Origin of the sequence: Chryseobacterium phocaeense, assembly GCF_900169075.1 — a bacterium.
GTDB classification, from domain to species: domain Bacteria; phylum Bacteroidota; class Bacteroidia; order Flavobacteriales; family Weeksellaceae; genus Chryseobacterium; species Chryseobacterium phocaeense.
Genome location: NZ_LT827015.1, coordinates 1,226,380 through 1,247,773, shown reverse-complemented (window position 1 = coordinate 1,247,773; position 21,394 = coordinate 1,226,380). Strand labels below are relative to the sequence as shown.

General features: G+C 37.7%; 22 protein-coding genes and 1 pseudogene. 11 read left to right on the top strand and 12 right to left on the bottom strand.

What is annotated here, in order from left to right; translation table 11 throughout:
- Positions 1-219 precede the first annotated feature (219 nt).
- The 8 genes from rsgA to B7E04_RS12225 form a co-directional block, all read right to left on the bottom strand.
- On the bottom strand, positions 220-1,146 hold the full coding sequence (gene rsgA / locus B7E04_RS12265) for a ribosome small subunit-dependent GTPase A (protein ID WP_080778921.1): 927 nt from the start codon (positions 1,144-1,146) through the stop codon (positions 220-222).
- Positions 1,147-1,308: 162 nt separating this feature from the next.
- On the bottom strand, positions 1,309-2,388 hold the full coding sequence (locus B7E04_RS12260) for a chorismate mutase (RefSeq protein WP_080778920.1): 1,080 nt from the start codon (positions 2,386-2,388) through the stop codon (positions 1,309-1,311).
- A 430-nt stretch (positions 2,389-2,818) separates the two neighbouring features.
- Complete coding sequence (locus B7E04_RS12250) at positions 2,819-3,397, bottom strand: hypothetical protein (protein ID WP_080778918.1); 579 nt, start codon at positions 3,395-3,397, stop codon at positions 2,819-2,821.
- Positions 3,398-3,429: 32 nt separating this feature from the next.
- A complete protein-coding gene (gene dnaX, locus B7E04_RS12245) occupies positions 3,430-4,515 on the bottom strand; it encodes a DNA polymerase III subunit gamma/tau (protein WP_080778917.1) in 1,086 nt (361 codons plus the stop codon).
- Positions 4,516-4,613: 98 nt separating this feature from the next.
- Entirely contained in the window at positions 4,614-5,255 is a 642-nt protein-coding gene (locus B7E04_RS12240) for a TetR/AcrR family transcriptional regulator (protein ID WP_080778916.1), read from the bottom strand.
- Between the two features lie 6 nt (positions 5,256-5,261).
- Positions 5,262-6,518 (bottom strand): aminotransferase class I/II-fold pyridoxal phosphate-dependent enzyme, encoded by a 1,257-nt coding sequence (locus tag B7E04_RS12235; protein WP_080778915.1) that lies wholly within the window; start codon positions 6,516-6,518, stop codon positions 5,262-5,264.
- Positions 6,519-6,929: 411 nt separating this feature from the next.
- Positions 6,930-7,295 carry a helix-turn-helix domain-containing protein gene (locus B7E04_RS12230; protein ID WP_080778914.1) on the bottom strand — a complete coding sequence of 122 codons (366 nt, stop codon included), beginning with the start codon at positions 7,293-7,295 and terminating at the stop codon, positions 6,930-6,932.
- A gap of 97 nt (positions 7,296-7,392) precedes the next feature.
- A complete protein-coding gene (locus tag B7E04_RS12225; RefSeq protein ID WP_080778913.1) occupies positions 7,393-8,136 on the bottom strand; it encodes a response regulator transcription factor in 744 nt (247 codons plus the stop codon).
- Between the two features lie 82 nt (positions 8,137-8,218).
- Between B7E04_RS12225 and B7E04_RS12220 the strand changes: the two genes are divergently transcribed.
- The 4 genes from B7E04_RS12220 to B7E04_RS12205 all read left to right on the top strand — a co-directional run bounded on the left by B7E04_RS12220 (position 8,219) and on the right by B7E04_RS12205 (position 12,195).
- A complete protein-coding gene (locus B7E04_RS12220; protein WP_080778912.1) occupies positions 8,219-8,866 on the top strand; it encodes a DUF1349 domain-containing protein in 648 nt (215 codons plus the stop codon).
- Between the two features lie 709 nt (positions 8,867-9,575).
- Positions 9,576-10,187 carry a response regulator transcription factor gene (locus tag B7E04_RS12215; protein ID WP_080778911.1) on the top strand — a complete coding sequence of 204 codons (612 nt, stop codon included), beginning with the start codon at positions 9,576-9,578 and terminating at the stop codon, positions 10,185-10,187.
- Between the two features lie 185 nt (positions 10,188-10,372).
- Positions 10,373-11,557 (top strand): MFS transporter, encoded by a 1,185-nt coding sequence (locus B7E04_RS12210; protein WP_080778910.1) that lies wholly within the window; start codon positions 10,373-10,375, stop codon positions 11,555-11,557.
- Between the two features lie 221 nt (positions 11,558-11,778).
- Positions 11,779-12,195, top strand: coding sequence for a hypothetical protein (locus B7E04_RS12205; protein ID WP_080778909.1), 417 nt, complete (start codon positions 11,779-11,781; stop codon positions 12,193-12,195).
- Positions 12,196-12,285: 90 nt separating this feature from the next.
- Here B7E04_RS12205 and B7E04_RS12200 read toward each other — a convergent pair whose 3' ends face one another.
- Both B7E04_RS12200 and B7E04_RS12195 read right to left on the bottom strand, forming a co-directional pair.
- Positions 12,286-12,804 carry a thermonuclease family protein gene (locus B7E04_RS12200; protein WP_080778908.1) on the bottom strand — a complete coding sequence of 173 codons (519 nt, stop codon included), beginning with the start codon at positions 12,802-12,804 and terminating at the stop codon, positions 12,286-12,288.
- A 116-nt stretch (positions 12,805-12,920) separates the two neighbouring features.
- A complete protein-coding gene (locus tag B7E04_RS12195) occupies positions 12,921-13,763 on the bottom strand; it encodes an AraC family transcriptional regulator (RefSeq protein ID WP_080780674.1) in 843 nt (280 codons plus the stop codon).
- 113 nt (positions 13,764-13,876) lie between these two features.
- Here B7E04_RS12195 and budA point away from each other — a divergent pair, with 113 nt between their 5' ends.
- From budA to B7E04_RS12175, 4 genes are all read left to right on the top strand, one after another.
- Positions 13,877-14,644, top strand: coding sequence for an acetolactate decarboxylase (gene budA, locus B7E04_RS12190; RefSeq protein ID WP_080778907.1), 768 nt, complete (start codon positions 13,877-13,879; stop codon positions 14,642-14,644).
- A gap of 26 nt (positions 14,645-14,670) precedes the next feature.
- Positions 14,671-16,071 (top strand): L-dopachrome tautomerase-related protein, encoded by a 1,401-nt coding sequence (locus B7E04_RS12185; RefSeq protein WP_080778906.1) that lies wholly within the window; start codon positions 14,671-14,673, stop codon positions 16,069-16,071.
- A 303-nt stretch (positions 16,072-16,374) separates the two neighbouring features.
- Positions 16,375-16,680 (top strand): putative quinol monooxygenase, encoded by a 306-nt coding sequence (locus B7E04_RS12180; protein ID WP_080778905.1) that lies wholly within the window; start codon positions 16,375-16,377, stop codon positions 16,678-16,680.
- A 104-nt stretch (positions 16,681-16,784) separates the two neighbouring features.
- On the top strand, positions 16,785-17,030 hold the full coding sequence (locus B7E04_RS12175; RefSeq protein ID WP_080778904.1) for a hypothetical protein: 246 nt from the start codon (positions 16,785-16,787) through the stop codon (positions 17,028-17,030).
- A gap of 467 nt (positions 17,031-17,497) precedes the next feature.
- Here the strand turns inward: B7E04_RS12175 and B7E04_RS12170 are convergent, their stop codons facing one another.
- Both B7E04_RS12170 and B7E04_RS12165 read right to left on the bottom strand, forming a co-directional pair.
- Positions 17,498-18,151 carry a response regulator gene (locus B7E04_RS12170; RefSeq protein WP_080778903.1) on the bottom strand — a complete coding sequence of 218 codons (654 nt, stop codon included), beginning with the start codon at positions 18,149-18,151 and terminating at the stop codon, positions 17,498-17,500.
- Positions 18,135-19,874 (bottom strand): sensor histidine kinase, encoded by a 1,740-nt coding sequence (locus B7E04_RS12165; protein ID WP_080778902.1) that lies wholly within the window; start codon positions 19,872-19,874, stop codon positions 18,135-18,137. Before B7E04_RS12165 ends, B7E04_RS12170 begins: the two co-directional genes overlap by 17 nt.
- Positions 19,875-20,537: 663 nt before the next feature.
- On the opposite strand from B7E04_RS12165, the gene B7E04_RS22175 reads away from it, so the two are divergent.
- From B7E04_RS22175 to B7E04_RS12155, 3 genes and pseudogenes are all read left to right on the top strand, one after another.
- Positions 20,538-20,681 (top strand): bacteriocin-like protein, encoded by a 144-nt coding sequence (locus tag B7E04_RS22175; RefSeq protein ID WP_165439438.1) that lies wholly within the window; start codon positions 20,538-20,540, stop codon positions 20,679-20,681.
- A gap of 28 nt (positions 20,682-20,709) precedes the next feature.
- A complete protein-coding gene (locus B7E04_RS22740; protein WP_449384754.1) occupies positions 20,710-20,856 on the top strand; it encodes a bacteriocin-like protein in 147 nt (48 codons plus the stop codon).
- A gap of 341 nt (positions 20,857-21,197) precedes the next feature.
- Positions 21,198-21,329, top strand: a pseudogene (locus B7E04_RS12155) (LuxR C-terminal-related transcriptional regulator); the annotation flags it as partial.
- Positions 21,330-21,394: the final 65 nt, after the last annotated feature.

The following is a 21,394-nucleotide window of genomic DNA, read 5'->3' as shown; positions in this document are numbered from 1 at the left end:
TTAATTTTTTGATATTTTTTTCGTCTTTTGTATTAAGAAAAAAATTGATGAGAGAATACTGCCATTTTTGGCAGAATTAATGACCGTAAAAGTAGAATTATTGTAAATCCGGAATATCCTTTATGGAGCCCGGCATCTTTTTGTAAAAATAAACAGGCAGATATTCTCAGATTAACTCATGTAATCAAAGTAAAGATAAAAGTTTTGGTTGCAGGTAGTTTATTTCTGGGAAGCTTCTTCCGCTTCTTCCATCAGCTTTACATAGGTAGCATAACGGGAATGCTGAATTTCTCCGGTTTCAAGTAAAGCCAGGACAGCACATTTGGGTTCGTTGATGTGAAGACAGTTGTGAAACTTGCACTCTTCCCTCTTTTTGAAAATCTCCGGGAAATAATGCTGGACTTCCTCTTTTTCAATGTCAATCATTGCAAACTCACGGACACCGGGGGTATCGATGACGTTTCCGCCAAAATCCCAGAAATGCATCTGGGCAAAGGTAGTGGTATGCTTTCCTTTTAAATGGGAATCCGAAATTTCAGAAGTTTTTAAATTCAGGCCGGGCTGCAAAGCATTCACTAATGTAGACTTTCCACACCCTGAATGACCAAAAAACACAGATGTTTTATCTTTTAGAATTTCCTGAAGCTCATCGAAATTGAGTTTGGAATACGATGATATTTCCAGCGTGTCATACCCTATTTCCTGATAAAGAAATTCGATATCTTTTACCAATTCTATTTCTTCATCATTCAGAACATCAATCTTATTAAACAGAATAAGAGGTTTGATATTATAAGCCTCGCAGCATGCCAGAAACCGGTCAAGGAAGCCCAGTGAGGTTTCCGGATGTTTCAGCGTAAAAATAAAACACGCCAGATCTATATTGGAAGCAATAATATGGGCCTCTTTTGAAAGGTTAACCGATTTTCTGATCAGATAGTTGGTACGTGGATCTATTTTGGTGATCCAGGCAATACCGTCGGTTTCGAGCTGAAATTCCACAAAATCTCCTACAGCAAGCGGATTGGTAAGCCTTGTTTTAATCAGTTTGAATTTACCACGAATCCTGGCTTCGAAAATTTTGTCTGTTTCGAATTCCATGACCTGATACCAGCTGCCTGTAGATTTTATGATTTTTCCTTTCATAGATAATATGGATGCAAATATAAGGAATTAGGGCTTAGGGTTCCGGATATACTTGAAAACAAATCATATATTTTCCTTTAATCCAGATGCCCTAAGCCCTGTTATTTACACGGATCCGGAACTTATAGTGATTCCGCACCCTGATATTTAAACTCCTTCAGTCTATCTATTAATCATAATACTATTCTGTACTTCAATAGATTCTTCGTGGATTGCTTTGAAAACCTTCTCAATAAATTCCTGAGACATTCCTGTTTCCCTGGCTTTCTGCGTGGCGTATTCTGTAATTACTTTCCATCTTTCAGGCTGGAAAATAGCAATATCATTCTCTTTTTTAAGCTTACCGATCTTTTCGGAGATCTTCATTCTTTGGGAAAGAAGTTCAATCAGCTGAAAGTCAAGATCGGAGATCAGGGTTCTGTGTCTTCCCATCTCGTTATCAAAACCTGCAAGACCTGAATTTCTTACCTTTAAGTTTCCGATCAGTTCTGCCAATACTTCCGGTGTGATCTGCTGAGATGCATCGCTCCATGCTTCATCCGGATTACAGTGGGTTTCAATAATGGCTCCCTGGTATCCTACGTTCAATGCTTCCTGGGTAACATCTGCAAGACCTGTCCTGTTTCCACAGATGTGAGAAGGATCTATCAGCATCGGAATATTGGGAAACTGGCTTTTGAAATCAAGAGCGATCTGCCAGTTCGGGTTATTTCTGTATTTTGTTTTCTGGTATGTTGAAAATCCTCTGTGGATCACCCCAAGGTTTTTAATATCCTGTCCTAAAAGTCTTTCCAAAGCTCCAATCCATAAAGCCAGATCCGGATTTACAGGATTTTTCACAAATACCGGCTTATTTGTTCCTCTCAAAGCCATGGCAATTTCCTGAACGGTAAAAGGATTTACCGTAGAACGGGCCCCAATCCAAAGAACATCCACATCAGCTTCCAGAGCTGCAAATACGTGGTGGGCATTCGCTACCTCTGTAGCTGTCTTGAATCCGTATTCTTCTTTTACTTTCTTAAGCCAGTTCAAACCAATTACACCTACTCCTTCAAAGCCATTCGGCTTGGTGCGGGGCTTCCAGATTCCTGCACGGAAGATAGGAACCTGTGCATTGGTTTCCCTTATTCTTTTAGCGGTTTCAAGCATCTGAGCCTCACTTTCCGCACTGCATGGTCCCACGATCATTAATGGCTGTGAAAGCTCGTTGATCCACTCGTTTTTTACATCTTTTAAATTCATATTTTTAAATTTATTGTTTTTTTTTATTTTTAAGATAACAGCAATAGTCCTTTCATTATAAAATTTATTTTTATAATTCTTTTCAAAAAATGCCGTTCAAAATTGTTTAAAGGAATCAGGAAAATAAAAGGACTTTACTTCTCCAGTATTTTTTGGAAAGAAATTCAGTTAGTAATACCAATAAAATCGGTAATACGTTCTGAAATTTCTATAATAGAAAGCAGAAAAACTAAAATAACCGCTAAAGAAATTAGCGGGTACAAACTGAGACAGAGATGGGATAAACGATTTTTCCACTGGATTCTGAAACTTCTGTTGTTTAGTTTTAATCTGATTTGCTTTTGTCAAAAATCTAATTTTAACAAAAATCTTTGACAAAGATATAAAAAAACTTAATCTGACAAAAAAAAATTATGATCAATACAAAAAATCAGGTCAGATCAAACTTCATCAGATCATCCAGATCTTTCAGAAGCGGATTTCTCTCCATGAATTTTTCAAAGATTTTTCTTTTGGTCATCACTTCAATTTTGAGGTTATCAAAATCTCTCTGATAATCTATCTCAATAGCATGATTGTGAACTTTGGTTCTGAAATGATTAAAAAATTCTCCGGCTATTTTGTCAAATTCAACTTTGGCAGAATCTGAAGGGTATAAAACCTTAATGACATTCTCCCCTGCTTTGATCAGCTTGAAAGTTTTCACTGCATTGAAAATGAAAGTATTTTTGTTCCGAAGCTGCTTCAGCATCAGATTCCATTCCATCTGCAGGTCTGTTTCAGTAAAATGATTTTTGGGAAGATTTTCTGTTTTTACAGCTACCATTTCTTCTTTTACCTCTTTCTCTTCTTTATTCAGAAAAGAGTTAATGCTGAACCCTGAAGAGATTCCTTGTCTTGATAAAGGTTTGGTGGTTTTTACAGAGACTTCCTGGATGGTTTCAGCCTGCTGTGTAGGAACTTCCTTAATAACCTCTTTTTTCTCCGGAGCTTTTTCAGGAATTTTCACTTCCTGCTTTTCACTGAGAAACGGTGCTAATATCAGGAACTTTTTTTTTTAGTATCGCCTGGATTAGCTGTCAGGGAAGACAGCTGCATCAATGCAATTTCTACTGTAAGTCTTGGATTCTTGGAATTTTTATAATTGATATCCGCATGATTACAGATCTCAATTCCGTCGATCAGCTGCTGGGCATTCCATTTCTGACTTTGCTCTACAAATTTCACCTTGGTCTTCTCCCCTACTTCTATAAGCTCTATGGTTCCGGGGTTCTGTGCCATCATGAGGTCCCTGAAATGATTTCCTAAACCTGCTATAAAAATATGGGGATCAAAGCCTTTTTTAACAATTTCATTGAAGGCAAAAAGCACTTCCGGAATTTTGTTTTCTTTGGCCAGGTCTACAATGTTAAGATACTGATCATAGTCAAGGATATTGAGTACTTCAGCAGCTTTGGCCAGTGTAATGTTTTTCTGGGAAAATGTGGAAAGCCTGTCGAAAATAGAAAGTGCATCTCTTAAGGCGCCATCCGCTTTCTGGGCAATGAGATATAAAGCATCATCTTCATACCGGATACTCTCCTTCTGGGCGATGTTTCTGAGATGTCCCTGAATATCTTCAATGGTGATTCTCTTGAAATCATAAATCTGACATCTTGATAAAATGGTAGGGATAATCTTGTGCTTCTCTGTAGTTGCGAGAATAAAAATAGCGTGGGCAGGGGGCTCCTCAAGTGTTTTAAGGAAAGCATTGAAGGCTGCAGAAGACAGCATGTGCACCTCATCGATAATATAAACTTTATATTTACCTACCTGAGGCGCAAAGCGGACCTGATCTATCAGTTCCCTGATGTCATCCACAGAGTTGTTGGACGCCGCATCCAGTTCATAGATGTTATAGGCGAAGCCGTCTTCTGAAACAGAGCCGTCCTTTTCATTGATCTTTCTGGCCAGAATTCTGGCACATGTAGTTTTACCCACACCCCGCGGACCACAGAAAAGTAAGGCCTGAGCCAACTGGTTTTCTCCAATGGCATGTTCTAAAGTATCTGTAATGTGAGATTGCCCTACGACAGTGTCAAACTGCTGGGGGCGGTATTTTCTTGCAGATACGATAAAATTTTCCATTGGTCAAAAATAAGAAATATAGTTTTAATCTGAAAATTAAAAGTTTTCAAATTATGCACAAAAACTTACTTTTGGTAAAATTGGAAAACTTTTAACGATCAATCTTTTGCTTTTTTGGTTTTGTAGTAGTGGTCTATAATCTCTACGATCACTTTTTGAACCTCACCTCTTCCTTCTTCTGTTCTCATATCAATCCCACAGAATTCGGTTCCGTTATATGCAGGAAATAAGTTCAGATAATAAACACCTGCCGCAATTAAAGCCAGCATGGCTCTTACATTAGTAGCATTTTCCCCGAAATAAGGATCTGTTACATTTTCAAATAAATTAGCAGCAACATCTTCTCTTTGCTTAAGGATATTTTTAAGTATCGGCTTGCTTTCAGAAAGCTCCCAAAGAATAATTTTCTGCAGTTCCTTATTTTTCTTAAGACTTTCAAACTGCATCAGAATCCCTTGAGTTAAAGCCTCCTTACCTTTTCCAACCTGTACTTCTTCTTCGATATCCGGGCTGAATTTACTCCAGTAATCCTGAGACTTGATATATTCGTCAATAAGCTTATCCGTACTTCCAAAGTACTCATAAATAAGCTTTTTGTCGAAACCGGCTACCGCTGCAATCTTACTTACTTTCAGACCTGAGTATCCTTTCACTCTTAAAATTTTTCCAACTGCTACAAGCAGCTTTTGCTTTGTTTTTTCTTTGTCCCTGATGGGGCCTTGCACTACTTTTCTGGGCATAATTTATTATTTTTTTGCAATATGCAATTTTTTATTAATATCATCAAAGACATTCAGTGTTTTGTCTAGATGTTCTTTTTCGTGTCGGGCTGTTACAGTCATTCTGATGCGCGCATCTTTTCTGGCTACGGCAGGATACATAATAGGATTGGTATACACCCCTGCTTCAAGCAATATTCTGCCAATATCCCACATCTTGTTCTGATCTCCTATTTTCACGGGAATAATTGCTGAACAGGTAATTCCGGTATCTAACCCTAAATCATTAAGCCCTGTTTTGAAATAATTGATGTTATCCCACAATTTCTCCATCCAGAACGGTTCTTCATCAATCAAATCAATGGCTTTTAAAATTCCGAAGGAAGAAGGAGGGGCTGTTACTGAGAAAATATGCTGTCTCGACTGGAACTTCAGGAATGATGCTATTTTCTTATTAGCAATTACGTATCCCCCAAGGTTACCGAAAGTCTTGCTGGACGTTCCTGTTATAAAATCTACCTTATCCAGTAAACCGTCGTCCTCAAGGGCTCCTCTTCCGGTTTTTCCCATGACCCCAACGCCATGGGCGTCATCTACCATGAGATAGGCATTGTATTTTTTTACAAGAGCATATATTTCTTTAGCGCGCGAGACATCCCCTTCCTGGGAATAAACTCCATCTACTATAACAAGCTTTGTACGGTACGTATTTTCACATACCTTCAAAATATGTTCCAAAGCTTCCAAATTATTGTGCGGAAATGTTTTTTTATTGGTAAAAGCACATCCTTCATGTACACTGGCATGCACTCCCATGTCTAAAATAGCAATATCCTCTTTCTGCATAAGGATCTGTAAAGTAGCACTGTTAGCGGCATAACCGGTAGTGAACAAGATCACTTCCTCTTCCTTTCTTCCAAAAAATTCAGCGATCTTTTTTTCTATCGCGCTATGATAATCAAAATATCCGCCGATAAGGGGTGATGCTCCTGTACCCGTTCCGTATTTCTCTATTCCTTCGATGGCCGCCTGCTTTACTTTAGGATGCTGTGTAAAACCGAGATAATCGCTGGAAACAAAGCTTACATACTCATTATTCTGGTTGGCAATATCTATATTTAATGTTGCATTACTTCCTGAAGTATTTTTTAGTCTGTAATTCATGTGTCCCCTGGACTTCATGTGATCAAGAAATTCATAAAAATAATCTGCTCTCTGAGCAATATCATAATCCGGAATGTTCTCAAAATCTTTAAATGTTGCTGTTGTAAAATCAATACTCATCCTTAATGTTCTGTTAGTGTTAGTTGTTAATATTAGTTGTTAGTGTTTAGTTGTTTGAAGAAACAAATATATAATTATTTAAAGCTTGCAAAATCTATGGTATTTAAAATATGGCCTTTTAAATAATACGCTTTGTCTTATAATCTTTTAATCAAATTATTTTACCTATCAATACCTCCAATCACCCGTTTTGATAATTAATTAGTTTTTATCTGAACCTAAAATTAACAAAAAAAAGACAGTAATAAATCTCTATTTCTAAATAAATCACAAAAAAAGACAAATGTTTTTACAATTGCCTCATTACTAAAATATTATTTTTTACAACTGAAACTTTTCTTAAATTTTTAAATAGAAAAAAATTCCCAGGATAGTGTCTTTCTCTAAAAAAACATGAATATGTTAAGTGTTTTATACTGTCTCCCTGTTGCTTTTCCTGAATTCCCCGGGAGTAATCCCAGTCATTTTCTTAAAAAACTTGGAAAAATTAGAGGGATCATAAGTGAAAATTCTTGCAATTTCCGCAATAGAAAGTTCGGAATCTCTTATCATCGTTTTAGCTTCGTGGATAATTTTTTCGTCATAAAAATAACATGGATGCTTCCCTTTCTCTTTTTTTATGGTATCGGTAAGATGCGTGTGGGAAATCGCAAGTTGACCTGCAATTTCATTGAGTTCCATAAATTCAGGGGTCACTCCGGAAAGCACATCCCGGATGTGCTTTTCAAGAAAATCAAAATACTGTCCGGTAATTTCTTTGCTTCTTTTCATTATCATCATTGGTTTATAGTAGAAATTTAATCTATAAATTTAAAGATAAGAATAAAAAAAACACGGTGAACTTTTCGGATGTTCAGGAAATATCCGGTAGAAATTAATAAAAACTGTCTTTGAATGCCTGCACGGAATTCTTCACATTCAGCTTTTCAAGAATATTCTGGCGGTGTCTGCTTACGGTATTGATGCTTATGGATAAAAATTCTGCAATTTCTTTACTGGCATAGCCTTCACCTACATATTTCAGCACCTGAAGTTCTCTTTTGGAAAGGATGGTTTTATAATCCAGTTTGTCTTTTGCTACGATCTGTCCTTTAGCAGTGTTAATAGTCATGAAATCGGGAATCAGGGGCTGGGACTGATCGATTGCAATATGATAAAGGCAAAGGGCAAATCTAAGTTTTCCATTATCCGGGGAATAGATATAAAACATCCGGTGCTTCACCAGCCTGTACCGGTCATTTTTATCTTTCATCCTGATTTTTGAAAGAACACCGTATTCTGCACGGACCTCTGCGTCCATAGACTCCATAAGTTCATAAAATCTTAGCTCGTGGATGTATTTTTTCAGACGGTCCTCCGGATGTATTTTTTTAATAATCTCTTCTTCCCAGATAGAATTAATCTCGGCAGGATTATCTTCCATAGTCAACCCCAGTTCAAGTGCCGCTGCAGATTTATACACATAGCTTTTATCCGCCTGCATATCACTTAAAACAGCTATTGCGCCTTCCATCTGCATATAGATCAATGCCCGGAGTTTATACACTTCAGTATCGAGCTCACATTTCACGGCTGCCCTGTCAAGAAGACGACTGTTCAGTTTGTCTATGATCTCCATAAATGGTTATTTATCAGTATTGGCAGAATATGGGTTTAATTTTACTTTTGCTAAAATAATAATTTACGCCCAGCTAAAGAGGATGAAAAGATTGATTTTAAGTGTATGCATGTTTTTCACGGCCCAGCAAGTCTTTGCACAGACCCTGGAAAAGATGAGCTGGTTCAATGAGCCTGAAAAATGGGAGATTAAAAATAACAGTTTATCAATGACTGTGACTCCTCAAAGTGACTACTGGAGAATTTCGCATTATGGATTTACGGTAGATGACGCTCCTTTTTATTATGCAACCTACGGAGGAGAGTTTGAGGCAAAAGTAAAGATCAGCGGACAGTATAAAGCCAGGTTTGACCAGATGGGGCTTATGCTACGGACAGACAAAGAAAATTATATAAAAGCCGGTATCGAATTCGTGGACGGGAAATACAACCTCAGTACTGTAGTTACCCACGGAACCAGCGATTGGAGTGTCATCACTCTGGACAAAACACCTTCTGAGGTTTGGATCAAAGCCATCAGAAGACTGGATGCTGTGGAAATATTTTATTCTTTTGATGATAAAAACTACATAATGATGCGTAATGCCCATCTGCAGGACAATACACCAGTTATGGTAGGTTTAATGGCCGCATGCCCGGACGGAAACGGATTTACAGCTGTTTTCGAGCATTTCAAAGTGAAACATCTTCCTGATCTGCGCAGGCTGAAATGGCTTGAAAACAATAAATAATGATTGAATTCTTATTCAATATACAGTCAATTTTTATTCGCCTCCCTTTTTTGGGAGGTTTTTTATTTTCAAAATAAAGAAGAAATCAGATTTTTAGCTAAATATTTCACAATAAAATGAAATAAAATCACCATTTCCTGCTATCCCTACGTGGTATGCAGATAAAATCTCTGTCAAAAATGATTTTCAATGATATTTTATGTGCATAAAATCACTAATTTTACAGCTCATTCCAAATTTGTTTAATGACAAAGCCCAAAACACAAAATATTTCATGAAAAAAAATTGCTCTGGAATTCCCTCCGCTTAAAAAAACTTCGACCTGTACAATGATTATTATTAACACATCCCTGCCCTAATCAAGCAGGAAACATAGATCATTTTTTGTATGGATGAAGGCCTGAACCCGTTTTCTGTATTTTGTTTCCGTACATGTACAGACAGCGTAAAACTTTCACGTGGAATACTATTGACAAAGGACTTCCGCAGGAAACTGCAAAGCCGTTGTTAAGGATCAATATGTCTTATTCTGATCTGATAAAATAGAAATATCCATATAAAGCAGGCCATCCCTGAAGTTTAAAAAAAATAAAAAAACTAAATATAATAACCTCCGATATGAATACGGAATTATCCGTTGAAAAGATTATTTTTCAAACTGATTCCCGTTAGATTATCGACGAAAACTCTCAATTAAAACCAAATTTTTATGAATGAAAGAATCTTAATCGCTGATGATCATTATGTAGTACGGGCGGGAACCGCTCTGGTGTTGGAGTCTGCTTATCCTGAGCTGGCCATAGATTTTGCCGAAAATTATGAGCAGGTCAAGAGTCATCTGGCCGCCCAGCCTTATGACCTTCTTCTTCTGGATATCGATATGCCGGGAACCCAATACAAAAAAATGATTCCGGAACTTAAAAACATTCAGGAAGATCTGAAAATCCTTGTATTTTCAGGACACGATAAGGATGTTGCCATACAGTACATCCGTGAAGGTGCCGAAGGATATCTTAGTAAACAAAGCAGCGAAGAAGAAATACGGGGAGCTGTAAAATCTGTCGTTGAGAAAGGCTATTACTATCCAAGTGAACTGGTAGGCCTTCTCATTCAGAATAAACAACGCAACCCGGAAGAAAAGCTGTCTGCAAGAGAGCATGAGATCTTCCATCTGCTTGCCAGCGGAACCGGAAATTTGGAGATCGCCAATAAGCTGAATATCCGGATGTCTACTGTAAGTACCTATAAAAAAAGGATCTTTAAAAAACTTAATGTCAGTAATATCGCCGAACTTATCAAAGTTCATGAAATGATGCATTAGAGTCCGATTCTGCTGAAAACCGGGACCGGAAATCAATACAGAAATCCGGTCCTATACTATAGCTCTGATCGGTTTTATCCATATACCTGATTGATCCAGGCGTTTTCAGGATTGAAAAAATATCATGAACTTTACAGGACATTAATTTCTATAAAAACCCGGTGGTTTTTAATTGTAACAAAATCATGGATCAATCTGAAAAAGCAGAAAAAGGAAGCCCTCGTTTCCGGTATATAAAACTTTGTATTTTCTTTTCGGGACTTTCAGTATTTGCACAGCTCTATCTTTTTCAGCCCATGCTGCCTACTGTAGCAGATTATTTTAAAACAACAGCCGGAGACAGCTCACTTCTCGTCTCCTCTTCTACCATAGGAATGGCTTTAGGCCTTCTGTTTTTTGCTTTTAAGGCGGACAGCTATTCAAGAAAAGGCCTGATGACGTTTTCATTGGTGTTATCTGCTGTTCTCACCATGATCTCAGCATGGATACCGAGTCTTGATCTGCTGATCGCAACCGGAGTTTTAAAGGGGTTTGTCGTGTCCGGTGTATCAGCCGTTGCTTTGGCTTATCTTACTGAGGAAGTTCATATTTCCGTAGTGGCACTGGCCATCAGCACTTACCTAAGCGGAAATACCATCGGCGGAATGGGCGGAAGAATACTGGCGACTATTCTTGCCGGTGAATTCGGATGGCGTAATGCTGTACTGATTATAGGAATAGAAAGTCTTCTGCTGGGTCTTGTATTCTGGAAGCTGTTTCCGGAATCCAGATTTTTTAATCCGCAAAAAACGGATTATTCCCTCAAAGTAAAACAAATGAAAAGGTTTCTTACGGATGCCTATATGCTGCGGCTCTACTTTACAGCGGCCCTTCTGATGGGTGCTTTTGTAAGTGTTTACAATTATTTAACCTTCAGGCTGGAAGACCCGCCGTTCTCCTTAAGCCATTTTGTGATCGCCTTTATTTTTTTAATGTATATTTTCGGGGTATTCGGAACGATGATCACGAGCAGGCTTTCTCAAAAGTTCAGCCGTAATTTTATCCTTAAAGGTTCAGTTCTTTTTATGCTTCTGGGTACCTTATTCTTGTTGTCGGAAAATATGTATGTGCTTATTTCAGGCCTTGGATTGTTTACTCTGGCATTTTTTGCTGCCCATACCATGGCGAGCCAGATGACTGCCCTTCATGCCAGACACGGAAAATCTTCTGCCACTTCCATTTACTGGCTGTTTTATTATTTTGGTTCCAGCATTCTGGGAAGTGGTACCGGATATGTCCTTCATGCATTTTCGTGGAATATATTTATTGTGGTTCTGTTAGTTTCTGTCGGAATTTCCTTTGTTCTTGCTTTAAAAAACAAAGACTTGTAGACATCCGGATTCTTAAACAGAAAAAACATACCACACATATACCACATATTCCACCTCTTATTTTCACAAAATTTAAGGAATAATAGTAATATTTTAACATTCAGGCCATTATAAATGTAAAAAATAACGAAACATTCAAAAATAAAGCAATCTCACTGCCATGTGAGGCATACTATTTGCAGTGGAGATATCTACACACACCTTTCTAAACTCACAATATTATGAATGCAGCAGATCTTAAAATTAAAAACTTAGTTGAATACAAAAAACAAACGTACACCATCACTGAAATCTTCCAGGGCACAAATCATGATTACCTGGTAAAGATTGAAAACGCCATTCACAGCATTGCTGTTCCGGCAGAAGCTATCAAACCTATCCAGATTACGGAAGAATGGCTTGAAAAATTCGGATTTCTGAGAACTCATGTTTCGCCGGAAATCATCAGGTACGAAAGACCTGAAACATTTATAAAGTATGATTTTGACTTAAGTTCGAAGAAGATCCTGGAAGGGCTGAAAATTTATGGCAACTCCATCAGATGTAAATATATCCACGAGTTCCAGAACATTTTTTCATGCCTTTTTGGAAAGGAACCCATAGCATCCAATTACGGAGTGCTGAAAACCCATTCTTAACTTAACATGTTATTATAAAGAAACCGTTGTATTTTACAGCGGTTTCTTATTTTTAGATTTCAATTAAACCAAGATCAGTAGGAACTTTCGCTAAGCTTTCCGGAAATGCAGTTCGGCCTGTTTTTGAAGACGTTTTCTTTTCGCTTTTTCTCTTTGTTCTTTGCGGAAATCCCATGGAGAAACGGCATTTTTATCCACCCATAACCCTACTTTTTTTGCTTTTGCCTTATTCTGCATTGCTCCAAGATCAGCATCCTTTGAATACGAATAGTACCACCAGCCATATCCGGCTTTGATGATTTCTGCAGAAAGATATTTCCCATTGTCATAATATACTTTTGCCACTGAACGCCCGTACCGGTCTTTATTGGTTTCTACAAACGTAATCTGTCTTGAAAATACCTGGTCTGAAGTGAATTGTTTGGCATTTTTTCCAAATGGCTGACGGTTTTCCGGACAGTCTACTTCTGCCAGCCGCAGCTTTTTCTGTACATTTCCGTCCAATAAGACCGTAATGGTGTCTCCATCTGAAATTCCAACTACCTTTGCCTTTGTCTGTGAGAAAAGTGAAAGAGGAACGCATAACCATGCATAAAAAAACATTCTCATGCCGCGAAATTATGTATTTATTCCTAAACCCCTCTGATAGAAAGCTTTTTTTATTAGCTCCCCGTAAAAAAGACATCCAAAATATTGAAACACATCAGGTTTTTTACGGATCTCTGTTACTGCTGTACAAATTGCAGTCTGAATGCTTTTGGGCTTTCTCCCCGTTTGGCTTTGAAGAATTTATTGAGGTGGCTTTCATCTGTAAAACCAAGCTCATCAGCAATTTCAGTAATTCTCCTGTCACTGTATTTCAGGCGGTGCTCAATTAAAGTGGTTTTATAGTTATTGATATAAGACTGCAGGGTTTCTCCGGTGTGTTTTTTGAAATATTTGCCGAGATAATTTTCCGAGAACCCAAACGTTTTGCTAATGACTTCGGTCCGGATCATTTCCGGCTCGTAGATATTGCTCTGGATGTAATTCAGAATACTGATAATACGTGATTCTGAAGTTTCATCGATGTTCTGAGGAAGATATTTGGCGATATTCCGGGCAACAACCACAATCAGGGTATTGACCAATTGAGCCGTGATATCGCTGTGGTATACATCTTTATTGACGGCCTCCCTGATCAGCGCTTCTACAATGGGCCGGACCAAGGTTTGATCGCTCTGGTTTTTCAGAATACATCCAGGTTTATGATTGGCATTTTCCATAATGTATTCTAAACGCTGAATGTTTTCCTTTGAAATGCTGCTGTCCTTTAAATAAATATTGGTGAACTTCAAAAAGAAAAATCTTGTGGTGGTATCAATCCAGAACTGGCTGCAATCCTGGGGTGTCAGCAGAAACATATGATTACCCGAATAGTCGAAACTGTGTTTATTGATACAATGACGGCCCGTTCCCGATAAAATAAAAACCAGTTCAAAGAAATTTTTCCTGCTCTCTTTTTCCGGAAAAGTATCCAGTGTTTCGCAATGAATGCTGTAAGGCTGGTACAATACATCTCTGTTCATACACAAAATGATTTTATTTTCTACAGCAAAAATATACAAAAACATAGAAATTATCTACCAATAATTTGCTCAAAATCAGTATAATTTTGCTTCGACAGATAAATTTAAAACTCATGATAAAGCGTTTATTATACATCAGCCTGATCTCCTTAATTTCGGGTTCATTAACTGCCCAGAAAGCGGATAAAATCTCCCATTACTCCACTATGGATGCCCTGAGAAACGGAGTATACACCGGTGACCTGACAGTAAAAGAGTTAAAAACCAAAGGCAATTTCGGGCTGGGTACCTATAACTTCCTGGATGGTGAACTTATCGCACTGGATGGTAAAATCTACCGTGTTGCCACTGACGGAACCGTACAGGAAGCCGATGAAGACAGAAAGATTCCTTTCGGTTCATTTACCTTTTTCAGAAAAGATCAGTCCGTTGTGCTTGATAATATAAAAAATGTAGAAGATCTCCAGCAGAAGATCCTGGCTGCTCTCCCTTCCCGTAACCGTTTCTATGCTATAAAAATTGAAGCGGAATTCAGCAGCCTGATTTTGGGAGGTGCCGTGAAGGTAGATGCAAAAGATACCACCGGCATTGCTGTTTTTATGAAAACACGACCGATCTATAAAAAGCAGGCTGTCTCAGGAACGTTCGTAGGATTTTACAGTCCCGGATATGTTGGCGGAATGGATCTGTCACCCTTTCATTTTCATTTTTTATCCAAAGACAGAAAGACAGGCGGCCATTTGATAGACGGAATTTTTTCAGCTTCAAAAATTACAGTGCAGCTTGATGAAAAAAATGTATTTGAGGTTCAGCTGCCGGACAGCCATAATGAGGGATACCGGCGAAACTGGGAATCATCCGGATCAAAAGCACAATATTAGAAATGTATTCAAACAACTATTTATATATGAAGACGAAAAAAACAATTCTTTTATCATTAGCCCTATTTTCTTTCGGAATGATGCCGGCCCAGCAGAAAATACTTCAAACTGACTTCAGTAAAGGAACCTGGGAGCAGGTAGGAACGGGCTTGCAGCGCAAATGGGTTTCCGGGTCAGAAAGCACTTTCGCATTCTGGAAAATGGACAAAGGAGCCCATGTTCCACCCCATCAGCATCCCAATGAACAGGTAACCTATATTACGAAAGGCAGTGTGAGGGTTTTAATGAACAATAAAGAATATATTGTAAAAGCAGGCGGTGTGCTGATTATCCCCGCTAATGTTACCCATGAGTTTTTCTGCCTGGAAGACGGTACCGAAGATCTCGACTTTTTCACTCCGGTCCGTAAAGACTGGACAGACGGAACTGCCGGCTATCTTAAACAGCAGGAAAATCCACTTGAAACAGTAGCACAGTTTGATAGCATGAGGCCGGGAAATGTTGCGATAAGTAAAGATGGACGTGTCTTCACAACGATTCATCCTCTGGGATCTCCCAGGCAGCAGCTGGTAGAAATTATCAATGGAAAGCCCGTTCCTTTTCCATCGGTAAAACTGCAGAAAAACGGAGGGAAAGCAAGCCATGATGCATTTGATACTCCACTGGGCATTCTTGTGGATAAGAAAAACCGTCTCTGGATGATCGATATGGGGTTGGAACTGGGAATAACCCGCTTATGGTCTATTGATCTGAAGAAAAATAAGATTGCAGAAAAAATCGAGCTCCCTTCCGATATAGCTCCTAAGGGAAGTTTTGTACAGGATGTAGCCATTGACGAAAAAAATGGCTGGGCCTATCTCGCTGATATTGCCAATCCCGGTATTATCGCTTTAAATCTTAAGACCAAAAAAGCACGAAGGTTCAGCGGCCACAGCACTTTACAGTCTGAAGATGTGGATATGATTATTGACGGAGAGGTAATCGATTTTGGAGGAAAGCCTTCACGGGTGGGTATTAATCCTATTACCCTATCGGACGACAGGGAAACCATTTTCTTCGGAGCGATGAACGGTACGGCCTGGTATCAGGTTCCTGCAAGGCTTTTCCGGGAAAACGCGGATGATCAAACCATCGGCAATTCTATACAGAAGTCCGGAGACAAACCTGTAAGTGACGGTGTGGCAACGGATAAGAACGGCAATCACTATATAACCAATCTTGGGGGCCACAGCATCAGTAAGCTGGATGCTAACGGCCAGCTGAGTGAAGTGGTTAAAGACGGAAGATTAAAATGGCCGGATAATGTAGTTATTTCCGAAGACGGATACCTGTATATTTCGGTGAATCAACTGAATAGTACACCTGCTTTTTCCGGAGAGAAAGATAAAGGACAGCCGCCTTATTTTATTTACAGGATTAAACTTTAATATCAGTTTTAACGGCTGCACCGGCCAATATAAGAGGTGATTAAAATTGCCTGAGTCGGGGTAAAAAATTTCAGATTAAGTGGCTGGAAGCTGGCAGAGGGAGGCTGGAAGTTAATACCAGTTATTTATAGTAAACATTAGTCATGGAATTTGATCAATCTGGTTTTAAAAATTAGTAAAGTTGCTATAAAGTTCTGTTTTCAGGCCTCAACAACTTCCCTCTTCAGCCTTCAAACTTCCTGACAACCTTAAAAAACAGAAATGTCTTATTACAAACTCAGATTAAAATAAAATCAAAATACAATGAACAACGAACAATTTATATCCATTGCTGTTTTAAAAGCTAAAGAAGGAAAGAGAGCGGCCTTACAAGAAGCTCTGTTACAACTTATCAATCCTACACGCAGTGAGACGGGATGTCTTTATTACATTCTTTTCGAGGACAAAAATAATACAGGTACTTTTTATATGCATGAAGCGTTTCAGGATAAGGCTGCATTTGAATACCATATCCAAACTCCACATTTTAAAAATTTTGCCGGGCAAATGAACGAGCTGATGGCTGAACCTATCCAGCTGATCGAGCTGAAGCAGGTTTCCGGAAAATAAGTCTAAAAATACACATTAACTTATTATAATCCAGCATATTAAAATATAATTTTTCACCAGATATTGAAATTAATTATTATATTTGAGTGACTAAAACCCTTACAATGAAAAATCTCAAATTAAAATTAAATGCCAATGGTGCGCAAGCTTTAGACAGATCAAAGCTAAAGAGTATTAACGGAGGAGTTGCCGCAGGAGCCTGCGATAGCTGGGGAAGTGCCGAATTTTCCACGTGCTACAACTGCTGTCTGGGATATTACCAGGCACAGACCGATGAACCGATGGGACCTGCTCCGTATGAACTTTGTGATTCCTTTTGCGGTGGAACCCCTGTGGTAATCCATCCTTAGGAAAGAATCAGACTCACGTCCATTTTATTTTTAAGAAAAGAAATGATTCAATAATTGTTATCAGTATACCCGTCGGATTGCTGTTAAAACAAAAAAGGAGGCGGGGAGCCTCCTTTTTTTCTGTATTAAATAACCTAAAGGCCAATTAACTTCTTTATATAGTTTGTGTTTTTTTATAAGGTTTTCAAGAAGTCTGTTCTAAGGTTATGCATACACTATATTAATTTCATCACTAGTTTATGTTTTTAGAATCGTAACGATTAACCACTTTGCATCAAATTTGAAAAAACTAGAAGAAATTTCAACCGATCCTTACTCTTTCGCTTGGTTAATTTTACTGGTACAAAGTAACGACATTCGAAGATCACGTGCCTCATAAAAGGCATCGATATATATCGAGAAAAGAATAGATGTTTATCGAATGTGCATTTCCAGAATGAAAAAAATAAAGCAAGGCTTTAGAAATCCTAGAGTTTGTGGTGGGTATTGAACAGTTCGATCAGCTCAACAATATTATCTATTTTCAGTTTATTAAAAATATTTTTCTTGATAGTGCTTACGGTGTTCTGCTTGATATCCAGCGCATTGGCAATTTCGAGGTTCCCATGTCCTTCTGCATACATGCTGGCAATCTGTAATTCCCTGGCAGTTAAGCTACTGAGAGGATTGATGAGATTCGGATTATAAACAAGTTCCACCAGTAATTTCCTGACCACTTCAGAAAAATACTCTCCCTTGTTAACTATATCTGAAATTGCCTGTCTGACATCTTCCTCTTCGCTTAATTTGCTCAGATAGCCGTTGGCTCCGGCCTTAATAAATTTAAGGGCATGGAGTTCTTCTTCAAGACCGCTGAAAATAAGGATTTTAATATCCGGATGTTCATTTTTCAGCTGTGATACCGTGTTCAGGCTGTTTCCATCCGGGAAATGAGCATCAATGATTGCTACTTCTACTCCTTTCTCCTGTACCATTCCAATGATCTGCTGCAAGGAAGAGGTCTGGTAAACCACAGCATCAGGAAGAACCTCATCTATAAGAATTTCCATTCCCTGACGCACGATACTGTGATCATCTGCTAAAAGAAATATGATCTCTTTATTTTCAGTTGGCTCCTCCATTGCTATTGATATTTAAATTGATTCTGAATGTTACTTTTGTTCCCTTGTACTGCTCGCTGTCAACGTTTATTTCTCCATCGAAAAGTTCTATAATCTCTTTACATAAATTAAGCCCTAAACCGGCTCCGAAATTATCCATTTTATCTGAAGCTGTTCCCTGGTAATACGGTTCAAAAATATTCTTCAGGTCCGATTCCGAAATGCCAATACCGGTATCACTTACTGTGGTGATCAGGGAGATCATATTTTCACCGGCAGGCTCTGTATGCATGCTAAGAATGATCTGTCCGTTTTCTGTGAACTTATTCGCATTTCCCAGGATATTCATGAATACCTGGTTGATCTTTATTTTGTCTGCATTCACAATAGCATCTGCAGGAATTTTGTCTGTAACCACTAATTTATTATTCCTGGTTTCTATATAAGGTGTAATGGCAGTTACAATGGAATGAAGCTCATCTTTAAGGTTAAAGACAAAATTAATCAGCTTTTTCGGGGCTTCCTGGTTTTTTGTGTAATCCAGAATCTGGTTAGATTGGATGAGTAAAGTACTGTTGGTGAATTTTATCGATTTCAGATAATCTTTTATTGCTTCATCTTTCGTGGTCCTGTTGATCTTATCAATAAAAATATTGACAATCTTCAGGGGAGACATCAGCTCGTGGCTCAGCATTCCGAGAATCCTGTTCTTGAAATTAAGACTCTTTTTGATCTCGTTATTGGCTGCATTCAATCTACGCTCATAAATAAAGGCCAGCCTCGTTAAATACATAATAAGGATGGAGACAATGAACATCAGAATCATTAATCCTAATACCAGGTTGGTTCTGATTTTATTATTATTTGAATTCTGCTCGTTGTATTCTTTTTCCAGCTGCGATTTAAAATCTTTAATGGCATTTTCATACACATTGATCAGTCCGTTGCTGTATACCAAAAGCTTACTGAAATTACCATAAAAATGGGCATTATCCCGCTGATTCTTTTCAGCATTCCTCTCCGCATTCTTCTGAACCTTTTTTACTTCTTCAGCATAATGTTTGTCCATCGATTTTATGGCATTATCCATTTCAGATTTTACATTGGAAATGTCTATCGTTTTATTATTGGTTAATGTGATGACCGTGCTTTCTTTCTGTACATTCACCTTACCGGATATGGCATCTCTCAGACGCCCCATAAACCCTTTCTTTTTGATGGTATCCGTAAAGGTACGGGTTTGTATATCCATGTTTTCGAAGTTATTCTTAAACTTTTTCGGCTCATAAGGCTGCTGCTCGATTTTGGGAGCCTTACTGGCAGAAAGCTGAGAGGCTGAATCTATTAATGTTTTCAGCTTGTTAACCTGAAGGGTATCTTTTTTACGCTGAATAAGGGTATTTCTCAGCTTCGGGCTGAGCTTTTCGTAGCTGTCTATTTTGTCAAAGTTCCCTTTAAGCTTTTTGAGGGATTCGAAGTATAATTTCAGATCCTTATCATCCTGGCTGACCATATATTTCTGAAGGTACTTCTGGGCTTCCATAAAATCCGTCCTGGAATCATCAGTGAGATCGCCCAGCACCCGGCTTTCCTCCAGTTGCTTTTTAATAAAATTCAGTTTCTTTTCATTGACAAATTCATTATAAAAAAATACAGCAATAATGACCTGTATCAATAAAATACATATGATCAATGAATAATGAACGATTTTTCTCCATTTAAAATCCAAGAATTTATCTTTCATAAGGGTCTGTCAAATAAATTAATTTTCTGATTATTTAAGTCTCTCCGGTTTTTAGTTTTTAACGGTACACAGAATACCCGGAAATCCGGGAATTGCAGTCTCCCATTCAATTCGCAAAGTTAAAGTAATTTTTGTCTTGTTATGCCAGTAAATGTCTGATAAAAAGCAAGTCATTAAATTTATCTTTTCATCAAAATGCTTACAAAAACTTTAAAATTGACTTTATACACCTATAAAGTTAGGCATAAAACAGAACAGATTCTCAGAATACTGTAAAATTGTATTCATGTCAGGTGAATTTTATATTAATTTTTAAAACAAAATGAATATTATTTAAAAATACCATTTAAAAATAGATCATTTTTCATTTACAGATAGAAAATTATTTACATAATTTATTTATCATTAATAGAAATCCTTTGAATCCAAAAATTCTATCTGTCTTTTTCTTTGTTTATTTCATTTTTCCAGCACCGGAAATATTTATACAGATATACAATAACAGATAACTTTAAATTCTCCTGCTAATCATATTTACTAAAAGAACATGTTCCGGAATCTCTGTTTTTCCAATACTGACACCTGTTCATAAAATATATTTTGGAATAATTTATCCATTTAATAAAATTTGATTAATTTCGAATACAACCAAACTTAATTTTTATGAAAAATTTAAAAAAAATCAAAAGAGAGGAATTGAAAACCATTAAAGGGGGGATTAACTGCCCTGGTGGCCAGATCTGCTTAATCGGTGGTAAATGGCAATGCATGCCCTATGATGGATGCGGAGGCGGAAACCAACCTTAAATCTGAAGTTTAACCAAATTACTTTATTATGAAAAATTACAAAAAAATTTCAAGAGACCAGCTAAAGAGTATTAACGGCGGAGCACTAAGCTGCTCCGAAGCATGCTGCCCGCCTCCGGGGATAAAAAGATGTCCCTGGGTGATTTGTATAGCGCCATGCGAGATATTGAGTTAACACTACCATTAATTCAATAATAAAATCCCTGGAATCTTTGATTCCAGGGATTTTATTATTTTCACTGGAAAAAGAAATATCCGGTATTTCAGAGATAAGTGCTTCTCTGAACAATACCTAATCCATTGCACTGTTACTAAAAACAAAATTATGAAATTCACATTTTTTCACCAATTGTTGAATATTTAACATGCATAAACAGACTAATTCGCATCAATAATAACAAATAAATCCTGCTTTAATTAAGCTCCAATTATTGGAAATAACAAAAAATGACAGATATCTGCTATATGTTTTAATGATCTAAGCTAATAACTTTGTCCCCGAGATAATACCGGGAGATTGCCAGGAAACTTTTCCTGTCTTACCATACAGTAGAAAATCATAAACGTAACCTGAGGAAAAAAACGAATACCAAAACTTCAGCCGAGCTGATAGCTTATACCATGAACCACAGCCTACTTGTGCTTTAAGACAATAAAAACTATTCCATTTACCGGGATTTACGTACATTTGAACCATACACCTCAATAATCTA

Bases quoted from the DNA above. Each gene is read 5' to 3' on its own strand.
- rsgA (WP_080778921.1), bottom strand. From the start codon at position 1,146: ATGAAAGGAAAAATCATAAAATCTACAGGCAGCTGGTATCAGGTCATG.
- B7E04_RS12260 (WP_080778920.1), bottom strand. From the start codon at position 2,388: ATGAATTTAAAAGATGTAAAAAACGAGTGGATCAACGAGCTTTCACAG.
- dnaX (WP_080778917.1), bottom strand. From the start codon at position 4,515: ATGGAAAATTTTATCGTATCTGCAAGAAAATACCGCCCCCAGCAGTTT.
- B7E04_RS12240 (WP_080778916.1), bottom strand. From the start codon at position 5,255: ATGCCCAGAAAAGTAGTGCAAGGCCCCATCAGGGACAAAGAAAAAACA.
- B7E04_RS12235 (WP_080778915.1), bottom strand. From the start codon at position 6,518: ATGAGTATTGATTTTACAACAGCAACATTTAAAGATTTTGAGAACATT.
- B7E04_RS12230 (WP_080778914.1), bottom strand. From the start codon at position 7,295: ATGATAATGAAAAGAAGCAAAGAAATTACCGGACAGTATTTTGATTTT.
- B7E04_RS12225 (WP_080778913.1), bottom strand. From the start codon at position 8,136: ATGGAGATCATAGACAAACTGAACAGTCGTCTTCTTGACAGGGCAGCC.
- B7E04_RS12220 (WP_080778912.1), top strand. From the start codon at position 8,219: ATGAAAAGATTGATTTTAAGTGTATGCATGTTTTTCACGGCCCAGCAA.
- B7E04_RS12215 (WP_080778911.1), top strand. From the start codon at position 9,576: ATGAATGAAAGAATCTTAATCGCTGATGATCATTATGTAGTACGGGCG.
- B7E04_RS12210 (WP_080778910.1), top strand. From the start codon at position 10,373: ATGGATCAATCTGAAAAAGCAGAAAAAGGAAGCCCTCGTTTCCGGTAT.
- B7E04_RS12205 (WP_080778909.1), top strand. From the start codon at position 11,779: ATGAATGCAGCAGATCTTAAAATTAAAAACTTAGTTGAATACAAAAAA.
- B7E04_RS12200 (WP_080778908.1), bottom strand. From the start codon at position 12,804: ATGAGAATGTTTTTTTATGCATGGTTATGCGTTCCTCTTTCACTTTTC.
- B7E04_RS12195 (WP_080780674.1), bottom strand. From the start codon at position 13,763: ATGAACAGAGATGTATTGTACCAGCCTTACAGCATTCATTGCGAAACA.
- budA (WP_080778907.1), top strand. From the start codon at position 13,877: ATGATAAAGCGTTTATTATACATCAGCCTGATCTCCTTAATTTCGGGT.
- B7E04_RS12185 (WP_080778906.1), top strand. From the start codon at position 14,671: ATGAAGACGAAAAAAACAATTCTTTTATCATTAGCCCTATTTTCTTTC.
- B7E04_RS12180 (WP_080778905.1), top strand. From the start codon at position 16,375: ATGAACAACGAACAATTTATATCCATTGCTGTTTTAAAAGCTAAAGAA.
- B7E04_RS12175 (WP_080778904.1), top strand. From the start codon at position 16,785: ATGAAAAATCTCAAATTAAAATTAAATGCCAATGGTGCGCAAGCTTTA.
- B7E04_RS12170 (WP_080778903.1), bottom strand. From the start codon at position 18,151: ATGGAGGAGCCAACTGAAAATAAAGAGATCATATTTCTTTTAGCAGAT.
- B7E04_RS12165 (WP_080778902.1), bottom strand. From the start codon at position 19,874: ATGAAAGATAAATTCTTGGATTTTAAATGGAGAAAAATCGTTCATTAT.
- B7E04_RS22175 (WP_165439438.1), top strand. From the start codon at position 20,538: ATGAAAAATTTAAAAAAAATCAAAAGAGAGGAATTGAAAACCATTAAA.
- B7E04_RS22740 (WP_449384754.1), top strand. From the start codon at position 20,710: ATGAAAAATTACAAAAAAATTTCAAGAGACCAGCTAAAGAGTATTAAC.